At 50.4% G+C, this 21,728-nt stretch carries 25 protein-coding genes and 1 riboswitch; of the genes, 5 read left to right on the top strand and 20 right to left on the bottom strand.

The window, feature by feature from the left end; all coding sequences use genetic code 11:
• Positions 1-102: 102 nt before the first annotated feature.
• The 3 genes from ACTL32_RS17760 to ACTL32_RS17750 all read right to left on the bottom strand — a co-directional run bounded on the left by ACTL32_RS17760 (position 103) and on the right by ACTL32_RS17750 (position 1,610).
• Positions 103-534 carry a hypothetical protein gene (locus ACTL32_RS17760; RefSeq protein WP_441342714.1) on the bottom strand — a complete coding sequence of 144 codons (432 nt, stop codon included), beginning with the start codon at positions 532-534 and terminating at the stop codon, positions 103-105.
• A 6-nt stretch (positions 535-540) separates the two neighbouring features.
• Positions 541-888 carry an ASCH domain-containing protein gene (locus tag ACTL32_RS17755; RefSeq protein WP_441342713.1) on the bottom strand — a complete coding sequence of 116 codons (348 nt, stop codon included), beginning with the start codon at positions 886-888 and terminating at the stop codon, positions 541-543.
• Positions 889-986: 98 nt separating this feature from the next.
• A complete protein-coding gene (locus ACTL32_RS17750; RefSeq protein WP_441342712.1) occupies positions 987-1,610 on the bottom strand; it encodes a cell wall hydrolase in 624 nt (207 codons plus the stop codon).
• Between the two features lie 354 nt (positions 1,611-1,964).
• Here ACTL32_RS17750 and ACTL32_RS17745 point away from each other — a divergent pair, with 354 nt between their 5' ends.
• Positions 1,965-2,255: a PaaI family thioesterase gene (locus tag ACTL32_RS17745; protein ID WP_441342717.1), complete on the top strand. Its 291-nt coding sequence runs from the start codon at positions 1,965-1,967 to the stop codon at positions 2,253-2,255.
• A 32-nt stretch (positions 2,256-2,287) separates the two neighbouring features.
• Here the strand turns inward: ACTL32_RS17745 and ACTL32_RS17740 are convergent, their stop codons facing one another.
• Entirely contained in the window at positions 2,288-2,818 is a 531-nt protein-coding gene (locus ACTL32_RS17740; RefSeq protein ID WP_441342711.1) for a dihydrofolate reductase family protein, read from the bottom strand.
• Between the two features lie 129 nt (positions 2,819-2,947).
• On the opposite strand from ACTL32_RS17740, the gene ACTL32_RS17735 reads away from it, so the two are divergent.
• Complete coding sequence (locus tag ACTL32_RS17735) at positions 2,948-3,448, top strand: metallophosphoesterase family protein (protein WP_441342710.1); 501 nt, start codon at positions 2,948-2,950, stop codon at positions 3,446-3,448.
• A 15-nt stretch (positions 3,449-3,463) separates the two neighbouring features.
• Here ACTL32_RS17735 and ACTL32_RS17730 read toward each other — a convergent pair whose 3' ends face one another.
• On the bottom strand, positions 3,464-4,339 hold the full coding sequence (locus ACTL32_RS17730) for an STAS domain-containing protein (protein ID WP_441342709.1): 876 nt from the start codon (positions 4,337-4,339) through the stop codon (positions 3,464-3,466).
• Between the two features lie 120 nt (positions 4,340-4,459).
• Positions 4,460-4,831, bottom strand: a complete 372-nt coding sequence (locus tag ACTL32_RS17725) for a hypothetical protein (RefSeq protein WP_441342708.1) — start codon at positions 4,829-4,831, stop codon at positions 4,460-4,462.
• A 154-nt stretch (positions 4,832-4,985) separates the two neighbouring features.
• Here ACTL32_RS17725 and ACTL32_RS17720 point away from each other — a divergent pair, with 154 nt between their 5' ends.
• Positions 4,986-6,197 (top strand): DUF3238 domain-containing protein, encoded by a 1,212-nt coding sequence (locus ACTL32_RS17720; protein WP_441342707.1) that lies wholly within the window; start codon positions 4,986-4,988, stop codon positions 6,195-6,197.
• Between the two features lie 40 nt (positions 6,198-6,237).
• Here ACTL32_RS17720 and ACTL32_RS17715 read toward each other — a convergent pair whose 3' ends face one another.
• From ACTL32_RS17715 to ACTL32_RS17695, 5 genes are all read right to left on the bottom strand, one after another.
• Positions 6,238-6,639 (bottom strand): thiol-disulfide oxidoreductase DCC family protein, encoded by a 402-nt coding sequence (locus ACTL32_RS17715; protein ID WP_441342706.1) that lies wholly within the window; start codon positions 6,637-6,639, stop codon positions 6,238-6,240.
• 69 nt (positions 6,640-6,708) lie between these two features.
• Positions 6,709-7,056 carry a nuclear transport factor 2 family protein gene (locus ACTL32_RS17710; protein ID WP_441342705.1) on the bottom strand — a complete coding sequence of 116 codons (348 nt, stop codon included), beginning with the start codon at positions 7,054-7,056 and terminating at the stop codon, positions 6,709-6,711.
• A gap of 103 nt (positions 7,057-7,159) precedes the next feature.
• Positions 7,160-7,690: a TraR/DksA C4-type zinc finger protein gene (locus ACTL32_RS17705; RefSeq protein WP_441342704.1), complete on the bottom strand. Its 531-nt coding sequence runs from the start codon at positions 7,688-7,690 to the stop codon at positions 7,160-7,162.
• Positions 7,691-7,767: 77 nt separating this feature from the next.
• Positions 7,768-8,703: a phosphotransferase family protein gene (locus tag ACTL32_RS17700; protein WP_441342703.1), complete on the bottom strand. Its 936-nt coding sequence runs from the start codon at positions 8,701-8,703 to the stop codon at positions 7,768-7,770.
• Between the two features lie 79 nt (positions 8,704-8,782).
• Positions 8,783-10,042: a cytochrome P450 gene (locus ACTL32_RS17695; protein WP_441342702.1), complete on the bottom strand. Its 1,260-nt coding sequence runs from the start codon at positions 10,040-10,042 to the stop codon at positions 8,783-8,785.
• Between the two features lie 176 nt (positions 10,043-10,218).
• A riboswitch (PreQ1 riboswitch) is annotated at positions 10,219-10,266 on the top strand.
• 95 nt (positions 10,267-10,361) lie between these two features.
• On the opposite strand from ACTL32_RS17695, the gene queF reads away from it, so the two are divergent.
• Positions 10,362-10,856, top strand: a complete 495-nt coding sequence (gene queF, locus ACTL32_RS17690) for a preQ(1) synthase (protein WP_441342701.1) — start codon at positions 10,362-10,364, stop codon at positions 10,854-10,856.
• A 72-nt stretch (positions 10,857-10,928) separates the two neighbouring features.
• On the opposite strand, the gene ACTL32_RS17685 is transcribed toward queF, so the two are convergent.
• The 8 genes from ACTL32_RS17685 to ACTL32_RS17650 all read right to left on the bottom strand — a co-directional run bounded on the left by ACTL32_RS17685 (position 10,929) and on the right by ACTL32_RS17650 (position 19,329).
• Complete coding sequence (locus ACTL32_RS17685; protein WP_441342700.1) at positions 10,929-11,786, bottom strand: endonuclease/exonuclease/phosphatase family protein; 858 nt, start codon at positions 11,784-11,786, stop codon at positions 10,929-10,931.
• A gap of 155 nt (positions 11,787-11,941) precedes the next feature.
• On the bottom strand, positions 11,942-12,784 hold the full coding sequence (locus ACTL32_RS17680; protein ID WP_441342699.1) for an endonuclease/exonuclease/phosphatase family protein: 843 nt from the start codon (positions 12,782-12,784) through the stop codon (positions 11,942-11,944).
• A 152-nt stretch (positions 12,785-12,936) separates the two neighbouring features.
• Positions 12,937-13,701 carry a MerR family transcriptional regulator gene (locus ACTL32_RS17675; protein WP_441342698.1) on the bottom strand — a complete coding sequence of 255 codons (765 nt, stop codon included), beginning with the start codon at positions 13,699-13,701 and terminating at the stop codon, positions 12,937-12,939.
• A 62-nt stretch (positions 13,702-13,763) separates the two neighbouring features.
• On the bottom strand, positions 13,764-15,503 hold the full coding sequence (locus ACTL32_RS17670) for an ABC transporter ATP-binding protein (protein ID WP_441342697.1): 1,740 nt from the start codon (positions 15,501-15,503) through the stop codon (positions 13,764-13,766).
• A gap of 18 nt (positions 15,504-15,521) precedes the next feature.
• A complete protein-coding gene (locus ACTL32_RS17665) occupies positions 15,522-16,091 on the bottom strand; it encodes a GNAT family N-acetyltransferase (protein ID WP_441342696.1) in 570 nt (189 codons plus the stop codon).
• Positions 16,092-16,115: 24 nt separating this feature from the next.
• Positions 16,116-17,276, bottom strand: a complete 1,161-nt coding sequence (locus ACTL32_RS17660) for an MFS transporter (protein ID WP_441342716.1) — start codon at positions 17,274-17,276, stop codon at positions 16,116-16,118.
• A 160-nt stretch (positions 17,277-17,436) separates the two neighbouring features.
• Positions 17,437-17,742 carry a DUF3817 domain-containing protein gene (locus tag ACTL32_RS17655; protein ID WP_441342715.1) on the bottom strand — a complete coding sequence of 102 codons (306 nt, stop codon included), beginning with the start codon at positions 17,740-17,742 and terminating at the stop codon, positions 17,437-17,439.
• A 393-nt stretch (positions 17,743-18,135) separates the two neighbouring features.
• Entirely contained in the window at positions 18,136-19,329 is a 1,194-nt protein-coding gene (locus tag ACTL32_RS17650; RefSeq protein WP_441342695.1) for a class I SAM-dependent rRNA methyltransferase, read from the bottom strand.
• A 252-nt stretch (positions 19,330-19,581) separates the two neighbouring features.
• Here ACTL32_RS17650 and ACTL32_RS17645 point away from each other — a divergent pair, with 252 nt between their 5' ends.
• Positions 19,582-20,232: a GntR family transcriptional regulator gene (locus ACTL32_RS17645; protein ID WP_441342694.1), complete on the top strand. Its 651-nt coding sequence runs from the start codon at positions 19,582-19,584 to the stop codon at positions 20,230-20,232.
• 99 nt (positions 20,233-20,331) lie between these two features.
• Here the strand turns inward: ACTL32_RS17645 and brnQ are convergent, their stop codons facing one another.
• On the bottom strand, positions 20,332-21,696 hold the full coding sequence (gene brnQ, locus ACTL32_RS17640; RefSeq protein ID WP_441342693.1) for a branched-chain amino acid transport system II carrier protein: 1,365 nt from the start codon (positions 21,694-21,696) through the stop codon (positions 20,332-20,334).
• Positions 21,697-21,728 lie beyond the last annotated feature (32 nt).

The following is a 21,728-nucleotide window of genomic DNA, read 5'->3' as shown; positions in this document are numbered from 1 at the left end:
GTATACATCGAAAAAAGCACCGAATCTCTAAAAATATAGAGATTCGGTGCTTCTTCTGATAGTTTTTCAGTGGCCTCGAAAATCCGACAGCCTTTTTTGCATTCACCACAATACCGGTTTTGCCACCATCAGCCAAAGCATGATCAGCAGCAGGGCAATATATAGCCATGTCGACCGGTGCAGCTTTTTCAGCAAGCCCTTCTGGTCCGCAGCCGGCTCATCGAATTTCCGGAGCACCGGTTTGAAGGCACTGGCCAGGAAAAAGACCGAGCCGAACATTACGGCGAGTGTCAGCACGACCCACGGCGTTGTCCACATCCAGGCGCTTTGCCAGATCAAAAGCACACCTGTTGCGACAAGCACATGCCCAGCGTGCTTGACGAGCCGGATGGCCGATCGGAACGTGGCAATCTGCGATTGCAGCACCATCTCGGCCGCACCGTCCATGCGCTTTAATAGCGGCAGCAGGACAAAGAACGGACCGATGGACAAAACTGCACTTAGAATATGAAGATATAATATGAACGAGTACATGATGGATTATTTTCCTGTTTCTGAAAACTCATGGACCCATACGCCCATTTCCGGAAGCCAAGGCATGCCCGGATGGAATTGGAGGATCGATTGCTTATACTCTTCGACGCTGCTGAACCCTTCCTGCTGCGCTTTGGCGTCGTTTAAATCTCCAAGCGTCTCCGCATAGACCCGCTCCACCCGGAATTCACGCCCCTCAAGGATCATGACTTCTCCCGGATCCGCATAGCGGCCATTTCGACGTGTGGCGGTTTTGAGGCCGGCCAAAACTTTTTCTACGTCCTTTTTATTTGTGACCAGTTTCTCAATACTGCATGTTTTTGGCGGCAGCCCGCTGTTGTTGATATTTGTCATCTTTTCTCCGCCTTTCAGTTTAGCTCTTTTCATTATAACGAATTTGGGTATCTATAGGGAAAACCATAAGAAAAAGCGGCTGGTTTCAGCCGCTTTTCTTATTTTGCAAAATAATGTTTGCCGATTGATTTGATGACAGGGCGTGAATAAATCCAAGTATCCGTGACGCCTGACGGGTTGTAGTAATAAGTGGCGCCGCCAGAAGGATCGGCTCCCAATAATGCCGCTCTTGCTGCTTTATAGGCAGTGGAATTCGGTTTGAGCCAGTATTGCCCGTCGTTGACTGCTGTAAATGCATTGCGTTGGAAAATGACGTTATAAGTGCTGTCCGGGAATCGGCTCGAGTCCACACGGTTCAAGATCACCGCAGCGACCGCCACTTGCCCGTTATAGTTTTCGCCCCGCGCTTCGCCGTGGACGGTGCGTGCGATCATGTCCACCTGGTTAAGCTTGCTGCGCGTCAAAGAGCCGGTAAAGCCGGTTGCCGGAACATTAAAATCGCGTTGGAACCGGATGACTGCATTTTTTGTAATAGATCCATAATAGCCGGTTGGTTGTGTCGTGAAATAGCCAAGTTTCTGCAATTTTTGCTGTAGCGCCGTTACTTCTCCGCCGCTTACGCCGACATGCAGATCAGGTGAATGTGCTTCAGCTTCCGTTTGAGAAAAACTTAAAAATAAAACTGTCAATACCCCTAATGCTAGTGACTTGAAGATTTTCATGATTTCTCTCCCTTCGATTCCAGGAATTATTGCTTCCATTCCTTCTCTTTAGTATAAAGAGCAACGGAGGGAGAGAAAATCCATCAGACCTACTTGATTTCAAAGATTTGGAACGTTCTAAAGTCTTGCAGAATATGGACGAGCGACAAATTTCTGTCGTTTATGCAATATTTATATGAAAAAAGGCTTATTCGTACATCTTGCGAATAGGAATCGGATAGCTATAAAGCGAATAGAACAAGGGACGAGTTTGTTTTGAGGAGGAAACTGCATGTTTATCCGCCAGCCTTTTGACGAGTTTTTGGAAATGCAATATGAACGGATTACAGAAAACAGCGTCAAAGTGACCCTCCTATAAAGCCGCTGTACGAGAACAGTGCCGGTGTCATCCATGGAGGCATCATTTCCACTTTAGCTGAAGTTGCGCTATGCAATACGGTTGCTCCCGATGAAAACGGGCGCCAGAAGGTAATGGCCGTTGACTTGAATGTCACTTTCCTGAAAAGGGCCCGCTCCGTTTTTTTGACAGCCCGCGCTTTTGCGGTCAAGGAAGGGCGCAGCCTCACCCACGCTGACTGCATCATCCATGACGACCACGACAATGTCATTGCCAAAGCGAAGGCGATTCTTTTTAATCAGGCTTGACCCGCAGCAACAAGCTGACAAGCGCAGCTTTCCTATTTGCGCATCAGGTGAAGTTGGGCAAACTGGCCGTACTGTTTGACGCTTTTCAATGTAAACTCCTGTTCGGTTGCGGATTCCCGGAATAGGGGAATCCCGCTGCCGATCAGCGTCGGAGCAATGGAAATGATAAATTCATCGATCAGCCCCTCTTCCAAAAAGGCATACAGCAACTGGCTTCCGCCGACAACCCATATATCCTTCCCCGGCCGCTTCTTCAGCCGGTCGGCAAACCCTGCTACGTCTTCGTCGGTAAAGGTGACGAAATTATCGCTTCCGGTCCGTGCAGAAGTGAACACAAAGCATTCTTGGTCCGTATAAGGAAAATTGCCGCTTTCCTGTTCCATGACCCACTCATAAGTGCGCCGCCCCATGACAATCGTGTCCACGTTTTTTATATAATCCGCATATCCGGCATCGCCTTCGCCTTCCACTTTAAACAGCCAGTCGAGCGAATCATCCTTCGTAGCAATATATCCATCCAGGCTTGCAGCAATAAAGCAGCTGATCTTCCGTTCATTTTCCATCTGCCATTCCTCCCATTACAGTTTTATACTACTTTTCCCGCTTCCGCTGCTGTGAAACCGCCGGCCATCTTTAGACGCGGCCGATGGAATTTGATAAAGTGAAAGAAAACTTCTGGAAGGGGCGTTTCCATGAAAAAAATTGTCATCCTGTCCGATACCCATATTCCCATGCGTGCCAAAAAATTGCCGGAGGCATTGGTTGCCGAATGCCAAAATGCCGACTTCATCATCCACGCCGGAGATTGGCAAACCTTGGATGTCTATTACGAGTTGGCGGCATATGCCAAAACGGACGGCGTAACCGGCAATGTGGATCCCTGGGATATACTCGACCGTTTCGGCAAGAAGAAAATCCTTACATTCGGGAAAATTAAAGTAGGGGTCATCCACGGCGACGGCATCCGCAAAACGACGGAGCAAAGAGCATTCGATGCATTTGCCGATGACGAAGTCGATATCATCGTATTCGGCCATTCCCACATCCCGGTGATGCGGGAAGTCCAAGGCGTGACCCTGTTCAATCCGGGTTCCCCCACCGACAAGCGCCAGCAGCCTCAGTACTCATTCGGACTGCTTGAAATTGCCGACACTTGGGAATTGCGCCATGTGTTCTTTGACAGCAGAGAATGAAAAATCGGGACGGCATCAGCGCCGTCCCGATTTTTCATTGGGTTCATCGGACAATTGAAAGCCCAACTTCCTTAATGCGGTTTGCAAATTCGCCTCAATTAGGATGCCGCTCAATGCCTCGGCAAAATGAGGAACTTTCAAAGCCATAAAAGGCTGGATTCCGGTGATTACGGGGACGACGCCGATAATCTTCAAGGTGCTGACGAGCTTCAGCAAATATTCCCCGACAACCGAATTGATTTGGGAAACGCCTGATACATCCACAACCAAATACCGGACTTCCGCCTCTGCGCATTTTTCCAGCACCCGGTCGATAATGGTCTGGGCGCGCCGGGCTGTCACATTGCCGATTACCGGCAAAATAGCAATTCCATCAGCTACAGGAACAAGCGGAGATGAAAGGGTCTGGATCTGTTCATGGGCGGATTCCAATTCCAGCACATAGGTCAGCAGGGAAGACATCAATTCCAGCGAGCGCCGGTGCTCTTCGGTGAATTCAAAAGGTACATTGTCCATCGCGCAAATGGTGCCATACACTTCCCCATTGTCGCGATAAATGGGTATGCCGATAAAAGAGCCGTTATTGAAGCTGGACGAAATTTCGAGCCGTTGGGCTGAGGCATCGATGGATATATCTTCGATGACGAGCGGCTTTTCACCATAATCTATGCTCAAGCTGCAGAAAGTTTGTTCAAGCGGCGCAGTGCCGCCTTCTGTGACGAGTTCTTCTTCGGTGTTGATCGCTTTGACGATGTGATTTGTCTGTCCATCATTCTTTGCGATGAAGAGGGTGTTGATATTCATCTGCTGGCTCAATAGCTGCAGAATATGCGCTGCGGCATCTTCGAAATTGCGGAAATCGTTCATTTTCCGTGTCCCATTTAAAGGCATCGGTTCAGTCCCCCTCGTTTTTTTCTTAGTGCCGTACACGGCTGCTCTATTGGTTAAACATACGCTTTGCCGCTTTGCTTTGCAACTTCATGCGGCCCATCTGTTGCGGACAGCAAATCCTTAGCGGGGCAGATCCTCTTGCCGGCCGAAGCATTTCCATTTCAAATGGCCGAGAAAATCCGGCAGGCTGCCTTGTGTGATGGAAGAGAGCATGACATATTCGCCATTTTTCAAATGGCACAGCAAACTCAAGTTTCCCGCCAGTCCTGCCGACACAGCTTCAATTTCCGAAAACGCCACGGACAACAACAGGGTACCCTTTTGATTCTGCTTGGAAAAAAAGAGCATGCGGCTATCGGACGCAATCAGGAATCCCTTTTTGCTTTTCCTTGTCTGAAAAGAGGCACTACATTGCCCTTCCAGCCAACCGTATACGCTAATGTCCGGCATCCGTTTTTGAAGCTCCGCTAATAGTCGAACAGCGTCAGCCATTTGAACGCCCTCCCTTTTCTTATTATCTCTATTATACGTATTCTATGTATTTTGTATTTCATTTTTTCAACCTTCCCGGTGAAGTAGTGAAGGGGTTCAGGAATTTCAAGAAGCGGGTATAGCTTAAGATATACTACCCAAGGAGTTGATAGGGATGGATGAAAAAAAGAGGCGGCTGGAAATCGATCTGCTTCAGCAAACCGACTCGGCCATAGAGATGAAATGGTCCGATACCGGCAGCACTTGCCGCGTCATAAGGGATGCAGAGACGATTTACGAAGGGCCTGGGACAACATTCAAAGATCAAGGCTTGGAAGCTGGGGAATTATATACGTACACATTGGAATGCCTGGATGATAACAGGCGAGTCAAAGAACGGATCAAGATGCGGACAAGCACTGAAAACCATGATAAAGACCGCATCAATCTTTTGCAGCAGATTGCGGTCACCATGATTGTCAGCGAATCGAAGATCGCGCTTGCCTGGGGAGCCATCGAAGGGCTCGAAGAGTTTGAAATCTATCGCGACGGCGAGCGGATCGGTACTACGCATCAGACTCAATACACGGATTATGATTTTTCGAAAGACCGTGAACATATGTATTGGATCCGCTCAAAGCGTCCGCTGGAGCAATCGGAGACAAAGATGAGAGGTGAGAAATCCATAGCAGCTCATGTTTTCGGTTTCTTCAATCTAAAGTCTTCCCAAGAACAGGCGGCGATGGAAGAATTCTGGCTTACCCAAAAGATAGCACCTGCCGAGCGCTTGCTGGCAGATGCGCCTAAACAGGATGTGGAAGATCTTAACCGTAAATGGGATTTCCGCTATACCACGTTCCTGGAAGACGAGTATTTGGCAAATCCGAACTTGTTGTCATTGAACCGCTATTTCTCCGGCGACAACCGGGGCTTTGATGCCGATTCCTCTGATTATCGCACGCAGGTGAACTTCACGGTCGAATTGAATGATGATGATTCCACCTTGGATTTCCATTGCGATGTCGGCATCAGCATCGCCTACGACTGGCGAAAGAAATTCAGAAAAGCCGATGTCGCTTCAGCAGACGGAATCTCGCTTGAGAAAGTTGAAGAAGACGCACGCAATGTTACGGTCCAGTTGACACATAGCGTCGGCAATCCCCTTACCCCGTCGCCGGATATCGACTATGACGTAGCGGCAACGTTTTACCGGGATGGACATTTTGATATCGTAGGGGTCCACGACCAGGCTCCGAATCACGAAGTGTATTTGAAGCATGACAAAATGTACGACTGGCTGCAGCTCCACCGAGCAGAAAGCAAAGGGTTGGCCTGGATGGCGGACACGATTGCCAGCCAGTATTGGCGCATTTCGAATTTCCTTTAACCGCATAAAAGCCTGATGCGCCGGCAAGCGCATCAGGCTTTTATTGTTTGTCGAGGAACCGCTTGCGGATATGCGGCGGCGGCAGCATGCAGCTGTCGAGTTTGCCGAACACTTTGTAGCGGTTTTTGGCAATCAGGTCGTAAGCTGTGTCCCCTAAAAAACGCGGGAGCGGCTTCAAGTAATACGCCAGCTTCCAAAGGCCCGTCAAATGGTTGGAGATCATCAATGCCCCTTCCGATTTCACATAGGCTTTGCCGTCTTTGATCAGCACCAGGCTGTCTACATCTTCCGGTATATTGTGCTGGCGTCTGAGCTTCTCTCCGATGTCGCTTTGAAGGGAAGCAAATTGGTAATACCCCGCAGGGTCATGGTTTATAATGAATTGGACACTGGAATCACAGAAATTGCAATCCCCGTCGAATAATACAATCGCATGGTCCATGAGTATTCCTCCTTCACTTTAAAAAGCATTATCTATTAAATAACCTCTTTTGCCGGTGCTCAAACACCGTCACTCTGAAACGGTGCCTTGGTGAAAGAATAATCTCCACTCTTTCCCCCGCTTTTTCCAGACCGAACTCCGGTTGCTTCGCCGTCCGCTTGTTTCATTGAAAATCCGGTATGTCGTCAACACCGCTTCCGGCCCGAGTTCATGCATTTGGAACTCTGAAATCTCCATGCGGTCCGGGGTAAGTGAATCGTCCTCTTCATAATCCGAACGGAAAGTGATCCTCCCCGAGCTGCCGAACTCATAAAATTCCTCATCCAATACATTTCCGAGCTTTTCACCGCACACCCGTACATCCGGCTGCAAATGGCTGCACTCCAGATTGAATATCTCTTTCTCCAATTCCCCCATCGGTATCCTCTCCCTCAAGTTTTCCTTAACATTAAAGAAATCCGCTTCTGCCGTCAATACAAGGGCAAAAAAACCCTGCTCACTTACAGCAGGGTGTGAATGGTCAATCTTTATTGTCATCATAGAAGTTTTCCATGTCTTCACCCGGTTGATCCTGCGGGCCGTCAGACGACCCGAAATCTTCCACATCCTCAAAGCTGTCTTCGTAATCGCGCAAACGGCTGTCATCCTTTTTGGATGGCCGGGAAGTTGAACTGCCGATTACTCCTTCTTCCGGCGGCCGTGATGTCATATCCAAGTCGTGGCGGGCATGGTCGATGCAGGTCAATGCAGTCGGCAGCGCTTCCAGCCGTTCAAACGGAATATCCTTCCCGCAAACGGCGCATTTTCCGTAAGTGCCTTCCTGTATCGCTGCAAGCGCTTCGTAAGTCTCATCAAGTTCGCCTTCCTTGAACTGGTTTAACGCCATTCCGCGTTCCTGGTCGAACAGATCGGTGGCATTGTCCGCCGGATGGTTATCATAATTGGAAAGCTCGGTCCGCTCGAATTCCTCGTGATGCTCCACCCGTTCTTCAAGCGCCTTTTTTTGTTCCAATAATTGCTTCTCCAATTGTTTCAATTGTTCTTCCGTCATCCTGATTCCTCCTCAAAAACCTGCTTGTTCTGTATATTTCCTTTTTCAGCGAAATCAAACCTGGCTCCTGCTGAGCTTCAACGTTCGTCGAACCGGTCAAGCAGGCTGAGCAAATACTCATCCAGCCGGTGGCGCATCAATTCATCGGTCAGTCCTGTCATGCCGAAAGCTTGCCAGCCGGCATAGACAGCTGGCGGTCCGTCCAATCCATCGGTCAGCGCCAGTAAATCCCAGTAAGGATGGTATTCGAACTGTTCTCCTGCGATTTTTTGATAAGCTGCCAAAAAGCAGTCTGCTGTCGAAACGCCGTGCAATTGGGCTAAATTGAGGCGGCAATGCCCCACATCGATGCCGGTCGGCCCTATGCAGGCATTGATCCAGTCCACAATCCCGCTGATTCGGCCATCAGACCAAAGCAGATTTGCCGGATGAAAATCCCGGTGAATGAAATGTTCTTTTGCTTCCGGCCGGACGCCGGCGACGATAAAAAAGGCCCGCATCCATTCATCGGGATGGCGAGACCACACGGGCCGGTCGAGAGTCAGCGCATTGTTATATGAAAAATACTCCCATGCGAACCCATCCGCCTCGTTCCGGTGAATCTCTGCCAGGGCCGCCGCCATCGTTTCAAGCCAATCGGTTTCATTTTCAGACTTTAGTACGGGCGTTCCCGGCAATTTGGTCATAAGGACAGCCGGCAGTCCGCACGGGTCTCCGGTTTCTTCAAAAGCGACCAATTGCGGAACAGGCAAGCCGGTTTGCTGCGCCATTTCTAGACTGGCCGCTTCGTGCCTGGCCAGGTCGGGCTCTATGGCCAGCCAATCCGTTTTCGAAAACAGCCGCAATACATACCCCGACCGCCCTTCTTCTCCTACTGTTTCGATTTCATAAACATCTGAGGATGTGCTGCCGCGCAAGGCAACGGCTCCTGATATGCGGCGCGTGCCGCCCAGTGCCTCTTCTATCCAGGCAGCCGTCTTTTTGGGCAGCTGCACCATCTTTTCTTCTGCCATAGTTCTCCGCCCTTTCCTGCTTCCTAATCGCGGCTTAAAAAAGTCGCCTTCCGCATTGGAAGCGGAAGGCAAACTGCTGTTAGTCGATGAGCCGGATGTTCTGGATGATAAAGCGGCTTTTCGGAATGCTGGGCATGCGCACAAGGCTATGCTGCAAATTTTGCGGAGGGACGTCATAATCTAACTTTCGCGCGATGAAATCGAAGCTTGCTTTCATCGCTTCGACCGTCACCCATTCGCCTGCACAGCGATGCCCCATTTCATATTCACCCCCGCCTTGCGGAATGAAGCTGAACGGGCTGCCGCTCCAACCGTTGAACCGCTCCGGCTTGAATACTTCCGGCTCCTCCCAGAGATCTGGGTGGTGGTTCGTTCCGTATAAATCCAAAAGTACAAGCGTGCCTTTTTTGAATTCGTAATCCTTCCAGATGAAATCCTTCCGCACTCTTGCTCCCGTAAAAGGGCCGAACGGATAATAGCGCCGGACTTCCTGCGCGAACCAGGTACTGAAATCCGTGGGGCCGTCTGAAAGCGCCGAACGGGTTTCAGGATGTTCATGCATGGCTACAGCACCGAATGTGACGTAGCGCCCGATTGCTACAATCGGACGGATGATATTCAAGATTTCGACCGCCGCAAGCCGGCTCGGCAATTTTTTGCCATCCGGCTGCTTGTACCAGGACATTTCGAAAAGCGCTGTCCCCGGTATCGCCGGCAATAGCCCTCTCCGGACCCCTTTGACCATCTTTTCTATCCATTCTTCAGAATTGTCACGTGCAGTACGGCCTTTCCAGTAGCGCGGACCCATTCCGCCGAAGGCATCAATCATGGCCCCCATATCCCTTGCCCGCGATTCCACTTCTTCTTTTTTCAGCGGCACGCCTGCAAAGCGGCAGGCCACCCGCATCATCAGATGCTCCGCTTCTTTAAAAAATTCCATGGTCTCCTGCTTTTCCCATTCCCGGGCAGCCGCCTCCCACTCTTCCGTTACGTAAATGTTCAAGGCCAGCAACTGGGCCGGCGACATCAAAGACATGAAAAGGGCTTTCCGGTGCTTATGCTCGCCATCATCCAAGGTCTGGATGGCCTTTTCCCCGAAAAGGCTCCTTTGGATGCGCTTCGGCACCGCTCCTTTTCGGCGGAATTTGCTTTCATCATAAAAAAGGGCAGCCGCTTCTTCACCGGCCATGCAAATCACCTTCTGTCCGAGCAGGCGCGTCTGGAAGACACCCGACCCAAACTTCCGCGACCGGTTGGGTATGAACAAATATCCTTCCGTTAACAAAGCAAGTATATGGTCCGCCCCTTTTTCCTGGGGAATCGGCTTAATTGGTGCCATCTCCGGAACGCCTCCTTGTGCCGGGCTTTTCTTCCTAACTTACCCTTAGGCGAATTCTCTCAAACAAGGAAGGGGATATGGTGCAGGCCGCTATAGCAGCGGAGGAAAGAAGGATTTGACAGCCAATCAAAAGTCTTTTACTATGAGTTAGGTTGAAAGAATTTAATAACCCGGCGACGGGAGAGGTTCATAGCATTTCACCCTCTATAAAAAACTATGGATTGACGAAACTCAGCCAAATCCACATGCGATTCGGCTTTTTCTTTTTCCGTTTTTTATAGGCCTCTCTTAAGTCGGATACTTGAAGGAGGCCTTTTTTATGGCAGGAAGAAACGAAGACACACTGGACCACTTGTCGCTTCTCGGCAATCAAAACACAAAGTATAAATTCGAATACGATCCGGATATTCTGGAAGCGATTGATAATCTGCATACACGCGATTATTTCGTGAAGTTTAATTGCCCGGAATTCACTTCCCTTTGCCCGCAGACGGGACAGCCGGATTTCGCAACAATTTACTTGAGCTTTATTCCCGACAAGAAATTGGTGGAAAGCAAGTCGCTGAAATTATACCTATTCAGCTTCCGCAACCACGGCGATTTCCACGAAGACGTGGTCAACATCATCATGAACGATTTGATCAAATTGCTTGAACCGCGCTACATCGAAGTGTGGGGCAAATTCACTCCGCGCGGCGGCTTGTCGATTGACCCTTACACGAATTACGGGAAACCCGGCACGAAATACGAAGAAATGGCGTCGTATCGGATGATGAACCACGACATGAATCCGGAAACGATCACGAACCGCTGAATCAGAAAAGCCGGCCGCATGAATTTGCGGCCGGCTTTATTTTTTCAGGTACCGAATAGAATAAGTGCTTCTTCATGTTACAGCGGTAGGAACAACTCCGAATTCTGTCTTAAAGCCCTGCCCTTTGTTGTCTGCAGGTTTTTTCAAAACCAGTTCTGCGACAATCGGCAGGTGGTCGGATGCGTCCGTCTTAATCACAGAAGCTCTTTCTGCTTGGACTTCCTGGCCGGCAAACACGTAATCGATCCGTGCCATCGGCTTCACATCCTCTTTTTCTGAAACCGTTTGAACCGGTGTCGGGTATGTGAAGGCATCCCCTTTCCCCAAATCCGAAAAAACATCATGGAACCGGCTGCTTAATCGCTGGATGTGCCGGTTTTCAGGCACCGCATTGAAATCGCCCGCGAGAATCTGAGGGAATCGGCTTTTTTCCGCAATCTCCAGAATCTGCTGAACGTTCACTTGAAGCTCTTCTTCTTCCAATGACAGATGCGTACAGAAGAAATGAACAAAAGCCCCTTTTACCTGAATAACGGCTTCCAGCATCCCCCGCTGTTCACCTGCCGCTCCAGGTCCGTCGATGTTCACCATCAGATGGTTTTCCGTGTGCTGGATCGGATACTTGCTTAAAATGGCATTGCCGTACTGGCGTCTTGGCATGGCCGGGTCCAACGGCTCCAAATCCAGATTCGGGCCGAATGCGGCATTCATGCCCAAGCGTTTTTCAAACCAGCTGACCTGGTCGCAGAATGAACTGCGCGCCGTAAAGCATCGGTCGACTTCCTGCAAACCGACGATATCCGGCTGTGCTTGTTCGATGACACGCGCTGTTTTTTCAAGATCGACTTTATTGTCCATCCCGAGGCCGTGGGCTACATTGAACGACATGACTTTAAGGGGCACCGTGGGCGGTATGCTGCTGTCTTCCATTTGAACCTCTCCTTCATGACTGGCAATAATCCGAGGCTTGAGGGTCTTTGATGCATTGATTGTAGCAAAAAAGCCTCAAAAACGCTTCTGTTTAGCCCTTTTTTCTTAAAAAAATAAAAGCAGCCAAAATGGGCTTTGGGCTGCAGGGTAAAAGGCTATATTTTTTGGAGTGCCGATTGGGCTTTCGGCAGAACTGGCGTTTTTGCAGTCTCGAGGATAAAGTCTGCGCTGATCGGCAAATGGTCGGACACGGCTGTTTCGATTGCTGCCGCTCCAACCGCCTGGAGCTGATCGTCGGAGAAAATATAATCGATCCGGGTTGCAGGCTTGTAGCTTTCACCGGTCTTCGGGTTGTTGTAGCGCGTCGGGTACGTATAGGCATCCCCTTTTTTCAGCTTCAGAAAAGCATCGGTCAAAGAGCAGTTCAGCCGCCCTATTCCTTCATGATCCGGCGGTGCATTGAAATCCCCCAGCAGGACATGTGGCAATTGGCATTGCTTCGTCAAGCTGAGCAGTTCCTCGATGCTCACTTTCAATTCTTCTTCTTTTAACGCCAGATGCGTATTGAACACATGGATAAGGTTGCCTTTCATTTCCACTACGGCTTCGAGAACACCGCGCTGTTCGTTATTGCCAAAATCGGAGGGGATAGGCGTCAACGGGTGGTTCTCCACGTATTTGATCGGATATTTGCTTAAGATGGCATTGCCGTACTGCCGCCTCGGATGGCCGGTCCGCACCGGGTCCATATCCAGGTTCGCGCCGAACGCCGTATACATGCCAAGGCGGCCTCCAAGCCAGGCCACTTGGTCAACAAAAGAACTGCGGGATGAAAAATAGCGGTCCACTTCCTGAAGGCCGATGATATCGGCATCCGCTCCCTCGATTACCAGGGCGGTCTTTTCCAGATTCACGCGCCCGTCCATCCCTAAACCGTGAGCAATATTAAATGACATGATTTTAACAGGAACAATCGCTTCAACCTGTTTCTCATTCATACAATTCTCTCCTTTTGGCTCTTTCTAAGCACCGGCAAACAACTAATTGCCTTGAGTATAGCAAGCCAAGGTTTCGCCAGAGTTACCCTCGTGTAAAAGATTGTTAAGAATATGTAAAAAGCAGCCCTGCATTGGCGCAAGGCTGCTTTTTTTTATTGGGAATGGCCGGTATAGACGTTGATTGCATCCCGCAGGAAGCGTGCTGCTCCCGGTTGCACTTTGTCGTAGTAAGCCGAAAAGCGCGGGTCATCGGTATACATCTGCGCAAGGCCGGCGTGCGCTTCTTTGCTGTAGGACGGCCAAGTAAACATCAGCCATTGCTTGTGCAGCTCTGCCGCTTTTTGGGCCATCGGGCCGGCGGGGTCTCCGGTCTGGATGGCTGCCGCCAATGCTTCGAGCACTTCCGTTTCCAAACGGGCGAACCGCCCGTAAGTTTCCTCGCTCATGCCCATCATTTTCGCATTCGATTCGTTGACGGTATCATCGCCGTATCTCTCGCGGATTTCCTTGCCGTACTGCTGTTCATTTTCTTCGATCAGCGCTTTCTTGAAGCCTTCGAATTTTTCATGGTCCTTCATCTGGCTCATCCCTTCCGCTGCGGAAATGGTCTTTTCCACATTAGTGATCAGGAGGTCCAGCTGGCGGCGCTTTTCAAGAAGCTGTTGCCGGTGGCTTTTCAAAGCGGCTGGACCATCAAAAGCAGGATCATTGACGATTTTCTTGATTTCTTCCAATCCCAGGCCAAGCTCGCGGTAAAAGAGGATTTGCTGCAACTTGTCCACTTCCTGCCGCCCATAGAACCGGTAGCCTGCCGAGCTCTTCCTGGCCGGTTCCAAAAGTCCGATTTCGTCGTAGTACCGCAGCGTCCGGGTACTGACGCCCGCCGTCTGGGCCAATTGCTGAACCGTGTATTCCATCGCTTCACCTCCTGATAAATCCACTTTATACCTTTACGCTGCGTCAAGGTCAAGCCGGAATTTCAGGTTAATTGCTGTTGGGCAAATTCCCGGTAAAGCTCATGGGAACGGCTGAGCTCTGCATGCGTCCCCATGCCGGTGACCCGGCCATTTTCAATAAATACAATTTTATCGGCATCGACGATGGTCGACAGCCGGTGGGCGATGACAAAAGTGGTGCGCCCTTCCATCAGGCGGCTTAACGCCTGTTGGACAATCCCTTCAGATTGGCTGTCGAGGCTTGCAGTGGCCTCATCCATCATCAGGATTTTCGGATCCCGCAAAAAAGCCCGTGCAATTGCAATCCGCTGGCGTTGGCCGCCGGACAGTTTGACGCCGCGCTCCCCTACTTGCGTATCCAGTCCTTCCGGGAAATTCCGGATGAATTCTTCGGCATACGCCATGCCGGCTACCCGCCACAGCTCACCGTCAGGCACCGTTTCCGCATTTGGCAAGCCGTAAGTCAGATTTGCCCGGATGGTGCCGCCCATCATGGCACTTTCCTGTGACACATAGCCGATTTGGCCGCGCCAGGAATTCAGCGTCAGCTGGCTGATCGGGGTATCCCCGATTGTGATGTGCCCGGAATCCGGTTCGTAAAACCGTTCGATCAAGCCGAAAACAGTCGTTTTGCCGCCTCCACTCGGGCCGGCAAAAGCAATCATATCGCCCGGATGCGCTTCAAACGAAATGCCGTCTATTACCGGAGCTTCTTTTTCATATGCGAAGCTTACATTTGAGACGCGGAGCGGCAGCCCCCTTATATCCATCTCAATGCCCTGCTGGCCTTCCTCAAGCGGCAGTGCCAGGATTTCGATGATCCGCTCAGTCGCCCCTTTCGCTTTCTGGAGCTCTGTAAAGAACAGCGCAAACGTCGTCATCGGCATGACGATCTGGAACAAATACAAGAGAAACGCCACCAGAGAGCCGGTCGTCATCGTCCCTTCTGCTACACGGATGCCCCCATAGCCGATGATCATCACAATGACCGCCATGACGACGGTGTACATGAGCGGGGCGATCAACGCGTAGATTTTCGCTTCCTTCAGGCCGATGCGGAAGAGTTTTTGAATGCCGGCCAAACCGCTTGCTTCTTCCACCTCTTCAGCCGTCGAAGCTTTCATCAACCGGATTTCGCTCAGGGTTTGCTGGACCTGTCCGGTGAAAACGGCGGTTTCATCCTGCAGGCTGCGCGAGATTTTCGCCATCTTCCGGCCAAGCGGAATCATGACCGCAATGGTGACTGGCACGGACAGCAGCATGATTCCTGTCATTTTCCAATCGAGCACTAGGAGGATGATGACTGCGCCGATAATGGAAATGATGCCCGTGACAAATTGCGGGAAACGGTCGGTGATCAAGTTCCGGACGATTCCGGTATCGTTGACCACCCGGCTGACGGTCTCGCCGCTTGCCTGCCTTTCAAAGTAAGAAACGCGCAGCCGGATCAGGTGGATCCACATCCGCTCCCGCAACCCGGCAACAATCTTTTGTCCCACCATGCTCAATAGATAAATCGATACCCCATTGATCACGGCTTGCAGGATAAAAGCTGCCACCAAACCGGCAACAAGTGCAGGAGACACGGCTTCAATCGAGAACCCGTCGACCAAGCTTTTGGTCAATAGGGGCACCGCAAGGCCGACCAATGTTGTAACGATACTCGATGCCAATCCGATGGCCAGCGCCCATTTCGGGGTCTTCAGCGAAAGGATCAAGGAAAGGAACGGTTTCAAAGCCGTTTTTTCTCGTTGGTTTTTCATCAATAAAAACTCCTGTTCCTAGCCGTTTTCAGGCAACTTGGCATAAATGCATGTATCTGTCAGGCGCTTGCCGTCAACCGACCATTCATCGTTGCGCAGGAGCCCTTCCAGCTGGAAGCCCAATTTTTCCGGTATAGCCCGGCTTTTCGTATTGGCCGCATCGCAGCGGATTTCCAGGCGGCAGCATCCGAAGCCATCCATTGCCAGATCTGCCAATGCGCTCACCGCTTCTGCCATATATCCGAATCCACTCTGCCGGGTATCGATCCAGTAGCCGATTTCCATTTTCGGCATATCCCATTCAATGTCATGGAAACCGGTCGAACCAATGAAGCCACCCGTTTCTTTATTGAAAATTAGGTAGCGCAGCACTTCTTTCTTCAAGAAATGGACATGCGCTTCCAGTGTATTGATTTCCGTTTCTTCAAGGGAAGGCAAGTGCCGGGCGAATGGAAGCCACTGCTGCAAGTCGTCGAAGGACGCCCGGATTGCAGCATTCACCTTTTTGCCGTCCCCTGGCCGCGGCATGCGCAGCAGAAGACGCTCTGTTTCAATTTCTTCCGGCACTTCCGGTAACTTTAAAACCATATGCCATCTTCCTTTTCCATTAGTTTAAGCAGCGGTGATTTTCCGGTCTTTCGGCAAACCGAGTCCGATCAAGCCGATCAGCGGCAGGAACGACACCACCACCATTGTTTCAAATACACCGATGCGGTCCATCAAGATCCCGATGACCACACCGCCGATTGCACCCATGCCAAATGCCAGCCCGACGGTCAATCCGGACATTGTGCCGATTTTGCTCGGCACCAATTCCTGCGCGTAGACGACGGTCACTGAGAAGCTCAGCATGATGAAAAAGCCGATCAGCACGAGCAGAATGATGACCGCAAGCAATGGTACGTAGGGGAGGATCACCGCAAGCGGAATCGGCACCAAAAGCGACAGCACGATAACATTTTTCCGCCCGATCTTATCCGCCAGAGGGCCGCCAAAAAAGGTTCCCGCCGCTCCGACCGCGAGGAACAGGAAAATATAAAGCTGCCCTTTCTGGATGGACAAGCCATATGCGTCCATCAAATGAAAAATATAAAAGCTCGTCATGTTCGTCACGTAAAACGAACGCGCGAAAATGATGATCAGCAGCAGCGCGAGCGCCACCCCGACTTGCTTCCGGGTAAGTTCTGGAAGCGAAGACAGGAATGCTTTCTTTCCTTTGTTCGCCCGTTCGCGCACCAGCTGCGCCCGATACCAGATTGAAATGCGCGACAGGATGAATATGCCAAGCGCTGCCACAAACAAGAACAGCGCCGCGCCCCGCTGGCCGAGAGGCACCAGGATAAATGCGCTGATCAATGGCGCCAGCGCCTGGCCGGAATTGCCGCCGACCTGGTAGATGGACTGGGAAAGCCCTCGGCGATGCCCTGCCGCCATATAAGAGACGCGGGACCCTTCAGGATGGAAGACCGCTGAGCCGAGCCCGAGGAACATCACCGACACGAGGATCATCCAATACTCCGGCGCAAAGGCGAGCCCGGCCATGCCGAGAAACGAACTGGTCATGCCGAGCGGCAAGGCGAAAGGCATCGGTTTTTTATCGCTGATAAAGCCGACCACCGGCTGCAGCACCGACGCCACGATATTTAGCGCAAAAGCGATCAAGCCAAGCTGTGTAAATGTTAAGCCGAGGTCGGCTTCAAGAATCGGGAACATCGCCGGAATGACTGCCTGGAGCGAATCATTAAGCAAGTGGCATGCCCCCATGGCGAACATGACCGGATAAACCGGATTGCCGATTCCTTGGGAAGTTATCGTTTTCGTCACCTGAAGGCCTCCTCTATAAAATCAGTTGTCTCCATTATAGGATATTTTGCCAGTCCAAAGCATTTTTCAGCCATGAAAAAACACTTGCGGAAAAGATTCCGCAAGTGTTTCAAGCTGTCTTGAGTTGCTGCCAGTTTTCCAGCCGCTTGTCGAGAACAAAATTCCCGAACGGAATGAATGCCACCGCCACTGCCGCCACCGAGAAACGGAACGGCCACCTTGCCACGAACGTCATATAGACGATCATCAAACAGTAAAGCGTGAACAGCCCGCCGTGGATGGCGCCGACTACGCTTACCGCTTCCGGAAAGCCGAAAAAGTATTTTAACGGCATTGCCAAAAACAGCAATACCAACAGCGATCCACCTTCAATAAATCCCATGAACCGAAACTTCTGCAATGCGTTCTTAATCATCATTTCCCCTCGCAATCTGTATCTATTATAAAAGCGGATCGCTTCCCAAACAAACATCAAGCGGTGCAGCCCTTGAATAAATGCTGAACCGCTTCAAAATTCCGCCACAAATATATTGGTGAACTTAACAATAAGGTTTCTATACATCGCTTAGGCGCTTAGGGCACGCCGGCGCTGGTGCCATGCAGTGAAAGCTGATATCATCACTTTTTTCGTAACGCTATCTAAGATATGGAGCAAAACAGCGCAGAAAACCGTACTGTTTCTGCATCGTTACGCAAGCTTTGAAACATGAAAGTGCACTGCTCCTGCGCGAAGGAGCAAGCGATTTTAAGCAGCTGTTTTGCGGAATATCGATAGTTAAAGAATATTTAAATCAATTTATTTAAATCATCAGTCCAACTTCACAAACAGGACTTTTAAGTAATCGCCTTCTTTGAACTCCTTGCGCACCCGGAAATCCGGCGGCAGCGTGAATTCTTCAACAATGCGGTATTTCCTTCCTTCTTCCTTGAACGCCTTTTCAATAAATCCTTTGAATTTCTTCATGCCGAAAGACGCGCTATTGGTCGAAGCGACGATCAGGCCCTTCTGTTCCGTAATGGCAATCGCTTCTTTCATCAAATTGGTATAATCCTTCGACGTGCTGAACGTGTACTTTTTCGAGCGGGCAAAGCTTGGCGGGTCGAGGACGACCACGTCGAACTTCAGCTCTTTGCGCTTGGCGTACTTGAAATAATTGAAGACATCCATGACCAGGATGTCCTGGCTTTCGTAATCGATGCCGTTAACGCTGAATTGTTCGATCGTCTTGCTGTTGCTGCGCTTTGCGAGGTCGACGCTTGTGGTCTTAGCCGCCCCACCGATCGCCGCTGCCACCGAAAATGCTCCGGTATACGAAAAGGTGTTCAGCACCGTTTTGCCGCGCGCATACTTTTCCTTCAAGGCATTCCGGACGTCCCGTTGGTCGAGGAAGATTCCGGTCATGGCCCCGTCGTTCAAATAAACAGCAAAATTAATGCCATTTTCTTTGACGATCAACGGAAACTCCCCGCGCTCGCCTGCCACAAAATCATCTTCTTCGATGTACTGCCCTTTTGTATCAAAACGCTTTTTCTGGTAGATCCCTCTGCAGTCTGCCACATTCTGCAATGCGGAGATAACTTCGTCTTTGAATGTATAGACGCCCTCACTATACCAGCTCAATAAATAAAAGCCGTCATAATAATCGATCGTCAAGCCGCCGAAGCCATCCCCTTCCCCATTGAAAAGGCGGAACGCCGTAGTGGACGGGTCATTAAAAAAACCTTGGCGGTGTCCGAATGCTTCTTTCAGCGTTCGTTCGATAAAAGCCTGGTTGATCGCTTCGTCTTTATTGCGCGTCAGCACCCAGCCATACCCTTTGTTCTGCTTGCCATAATAGCCTTTTGCCAAGAAACGGCCTTGGCGGTCATTCAATTCGAGGATTGCTCCTTCAGTTGCCAGCCCTTCAACATCTTCGAGCGCTTCTTTTGTAATCAGCGGAAAGCCCCGCTGGAATTCCGCCTTCGCTTTATCTGTCACAGTTATTGAAATTTCCTGTCTCATAGCCACTCATCCTATCTGTAAAAACCGATTTTCTTCTTCTCAGTGTAATACAAAGCACCCGCCAATCATACCGGCACGCCCAAGAAATTGCGCCAGCCGGTTGCGGTTTCACAGAGACCAGGAGCGGCAGCGCAAAGGGGCTTCGGCAAAAAACGGAAGCGTTTCAGCGATATATCGTATAAAGTATTTTTCAATTTCCACAAAATGGTGTATAATTTTAACTATTGAAGCAATAGAAAGGGTGCTCTTGTTATGCCGATTCCCGTAGATCACGCAAAACCAGTCCGTCTTACAGCTAAGGAAAGTGCATATAACCAATTACAGCAATGGATTATTGATGGCACCTTACAGCCTGAAGAAAAGTTGATCGATACCGACTTGGCCCAGGCGTTGAACTTGAGCCGGACCCCCATCCGGGAAGCGCTCCAATTGCTTGAAGTCCAAGGTTTTGTTGAAATGTTCCCCGGAAAAGCGACACGGGTGACCCCGGTCGACAAGGAAGACCTGAAAACCTTATTGCCGCCCTTATCCGCTTTGCAGGCCCTTGCGGCTGAACTGGCGATTCCCCACCTTGATAAAGGGGGTATTGAACGCCTCCAAGAAACCAATACCCGTTTCCTGGAAGCCATCGAGTCCAAAGACAATTTTGCTGCCTTGAAAATTGATGAGGAGTTTCACAAGTGCATTGTCGATGCCGCGCAAAACCCTTACGTGGAAACGATTCTCAACAGCCTGCAAGCCCATGTCAGAAGGCAGTTCTATCATCATTCCCTCATCCTGACTGCACATTCCGCAGATGAACACGCACGCATTATTGCAGCGTTGAAAAAGAAGGACACGGAAAAAGTGGCCAAACTCATGAAAGAAAACTGGATTCGCACCGTTGACGATCTCTCCCTATAGCAATAGAAAAAAGCTGTCCCGCAAGCAAAACTTGCAGGGCAGCTTTTTGTATTTCAAGCCAGCCCGATTTTCGGGCCGGCCATCAAACTCCGTTTACGCTTAGTGGCGTGCCGTTTGTACATTCAGACTTCTCCGGCTCCGGGCAATCACCGCAGCAATCGCAATGGTGATGACAGCCGGCACCAGCCAGCCGAGCCCGTCGCTGTAAAGCGGGAGCGTAGAAGCATAAAAGTCGATCACGGACTGCAGCCACGCGGGATTTGAAACCCCAAGCGAAGCAGTCAATGTCTTCAGCCCATCGACTATGGCGATGAAGAACGTCACGGCCATGGCCGAAATGTACACCAGGCGGTCGTGCTTGAAAAGAGGCGAAAGGAATGCCAGCATGATCAGCACGATAGCGAGCGGGTACAAGAACATCAATACCGGCACTGAATAAGTGATGATGTTTGAAAGTCCGGCGTTGGTAACAACAAGTGAAAACACGGAAAAAATTACGACAAACATTTTATAGCTTACTTTCGGCAATAGCTTATGGAAATATTCAGCATTGGCTACTGTCAAACCGATTGCAGTCGTCAAACACGCAAGCGTGATGATGACTGCCAGCAGCAAAGCCCCGAACGTGCCAAAGTAATGGGAAGAAGCGCCGCTCAGGACAGGTCCGCCTGTATCGAACATGCCAAGTGTCCCTACACTTGTCGCTCCAAGATAAGCGATTCCTGTATATACCACAGCCAAAAGGCCGGCTGCGACAATGCCGCTCTTCATGGTTGCAGAAAGGATGCCTTTCGGTGAAGTGACGCCTAGTTTACGGACTGTCGCAATTACGATAATGCCGAACACCAACGATGCGAGAGCGTCCATAGTGTTGTAGCCTTCCGTAAACCCTTTAAGGAACGAACCGCTTGCGTACGCTTCTTGAGGCGCTCCGATCGCGCTCATCGGATTGACGATCGCCATGATCAATAATGCTGCCAGCGTCAATAAAATAGCCGGTGATAAGAATTTGCCGATATTGTCAACTAACTTCGACGGGTTCAGCGACACCCATAACGAGATTCCGAAGAAAATCAGCGAAAAGAGCGGCAGCCCGATAGCCGCAAACTCTTGCCCTATGAACGGCGCGATGCCGATTTCATATGAAACGGCGCCCGTTCTCGGCAATGCGAAGAATGGCCCGATCGTCAAATACAAAAGAGACGTGAACACCACACCGAAGATCGGGTGGACACGGCTTGATAAATCCTGCAGATCGCTGCTTTTCGAATACCCGATCGCCAGGATGCCAAGAAGCGGCAGCCCAACTCCGGTAATCAGAAATCCGAAGATCGCCATTCCGACTTCAGTTCCAGCGGCTTGTCCCAATTGAGCAGGGAAGATCAAGTTCCCGGCACCGAAAAACAAAGCAAACAGCATCATGCCGATTACGGCATATGCATTAAACGATAATTTCTTATCCATCTTTCTTTCCTCCTTGAGATATAAATCTAAGC

The sequence above is a fragment of the Planococcus sp. FY231025 genome, assembly GCF_052078085.1.
Lineage (GTDB): Bacteria > Bacillota > Bacilli > Bacillales_A > Planococcaceae > Planococcus.
The sequence above is the reverse complement of the archived record's forward strand: the minus strand, read 5'-3'. Positions and strand labels throughout refer to the sequence as shown.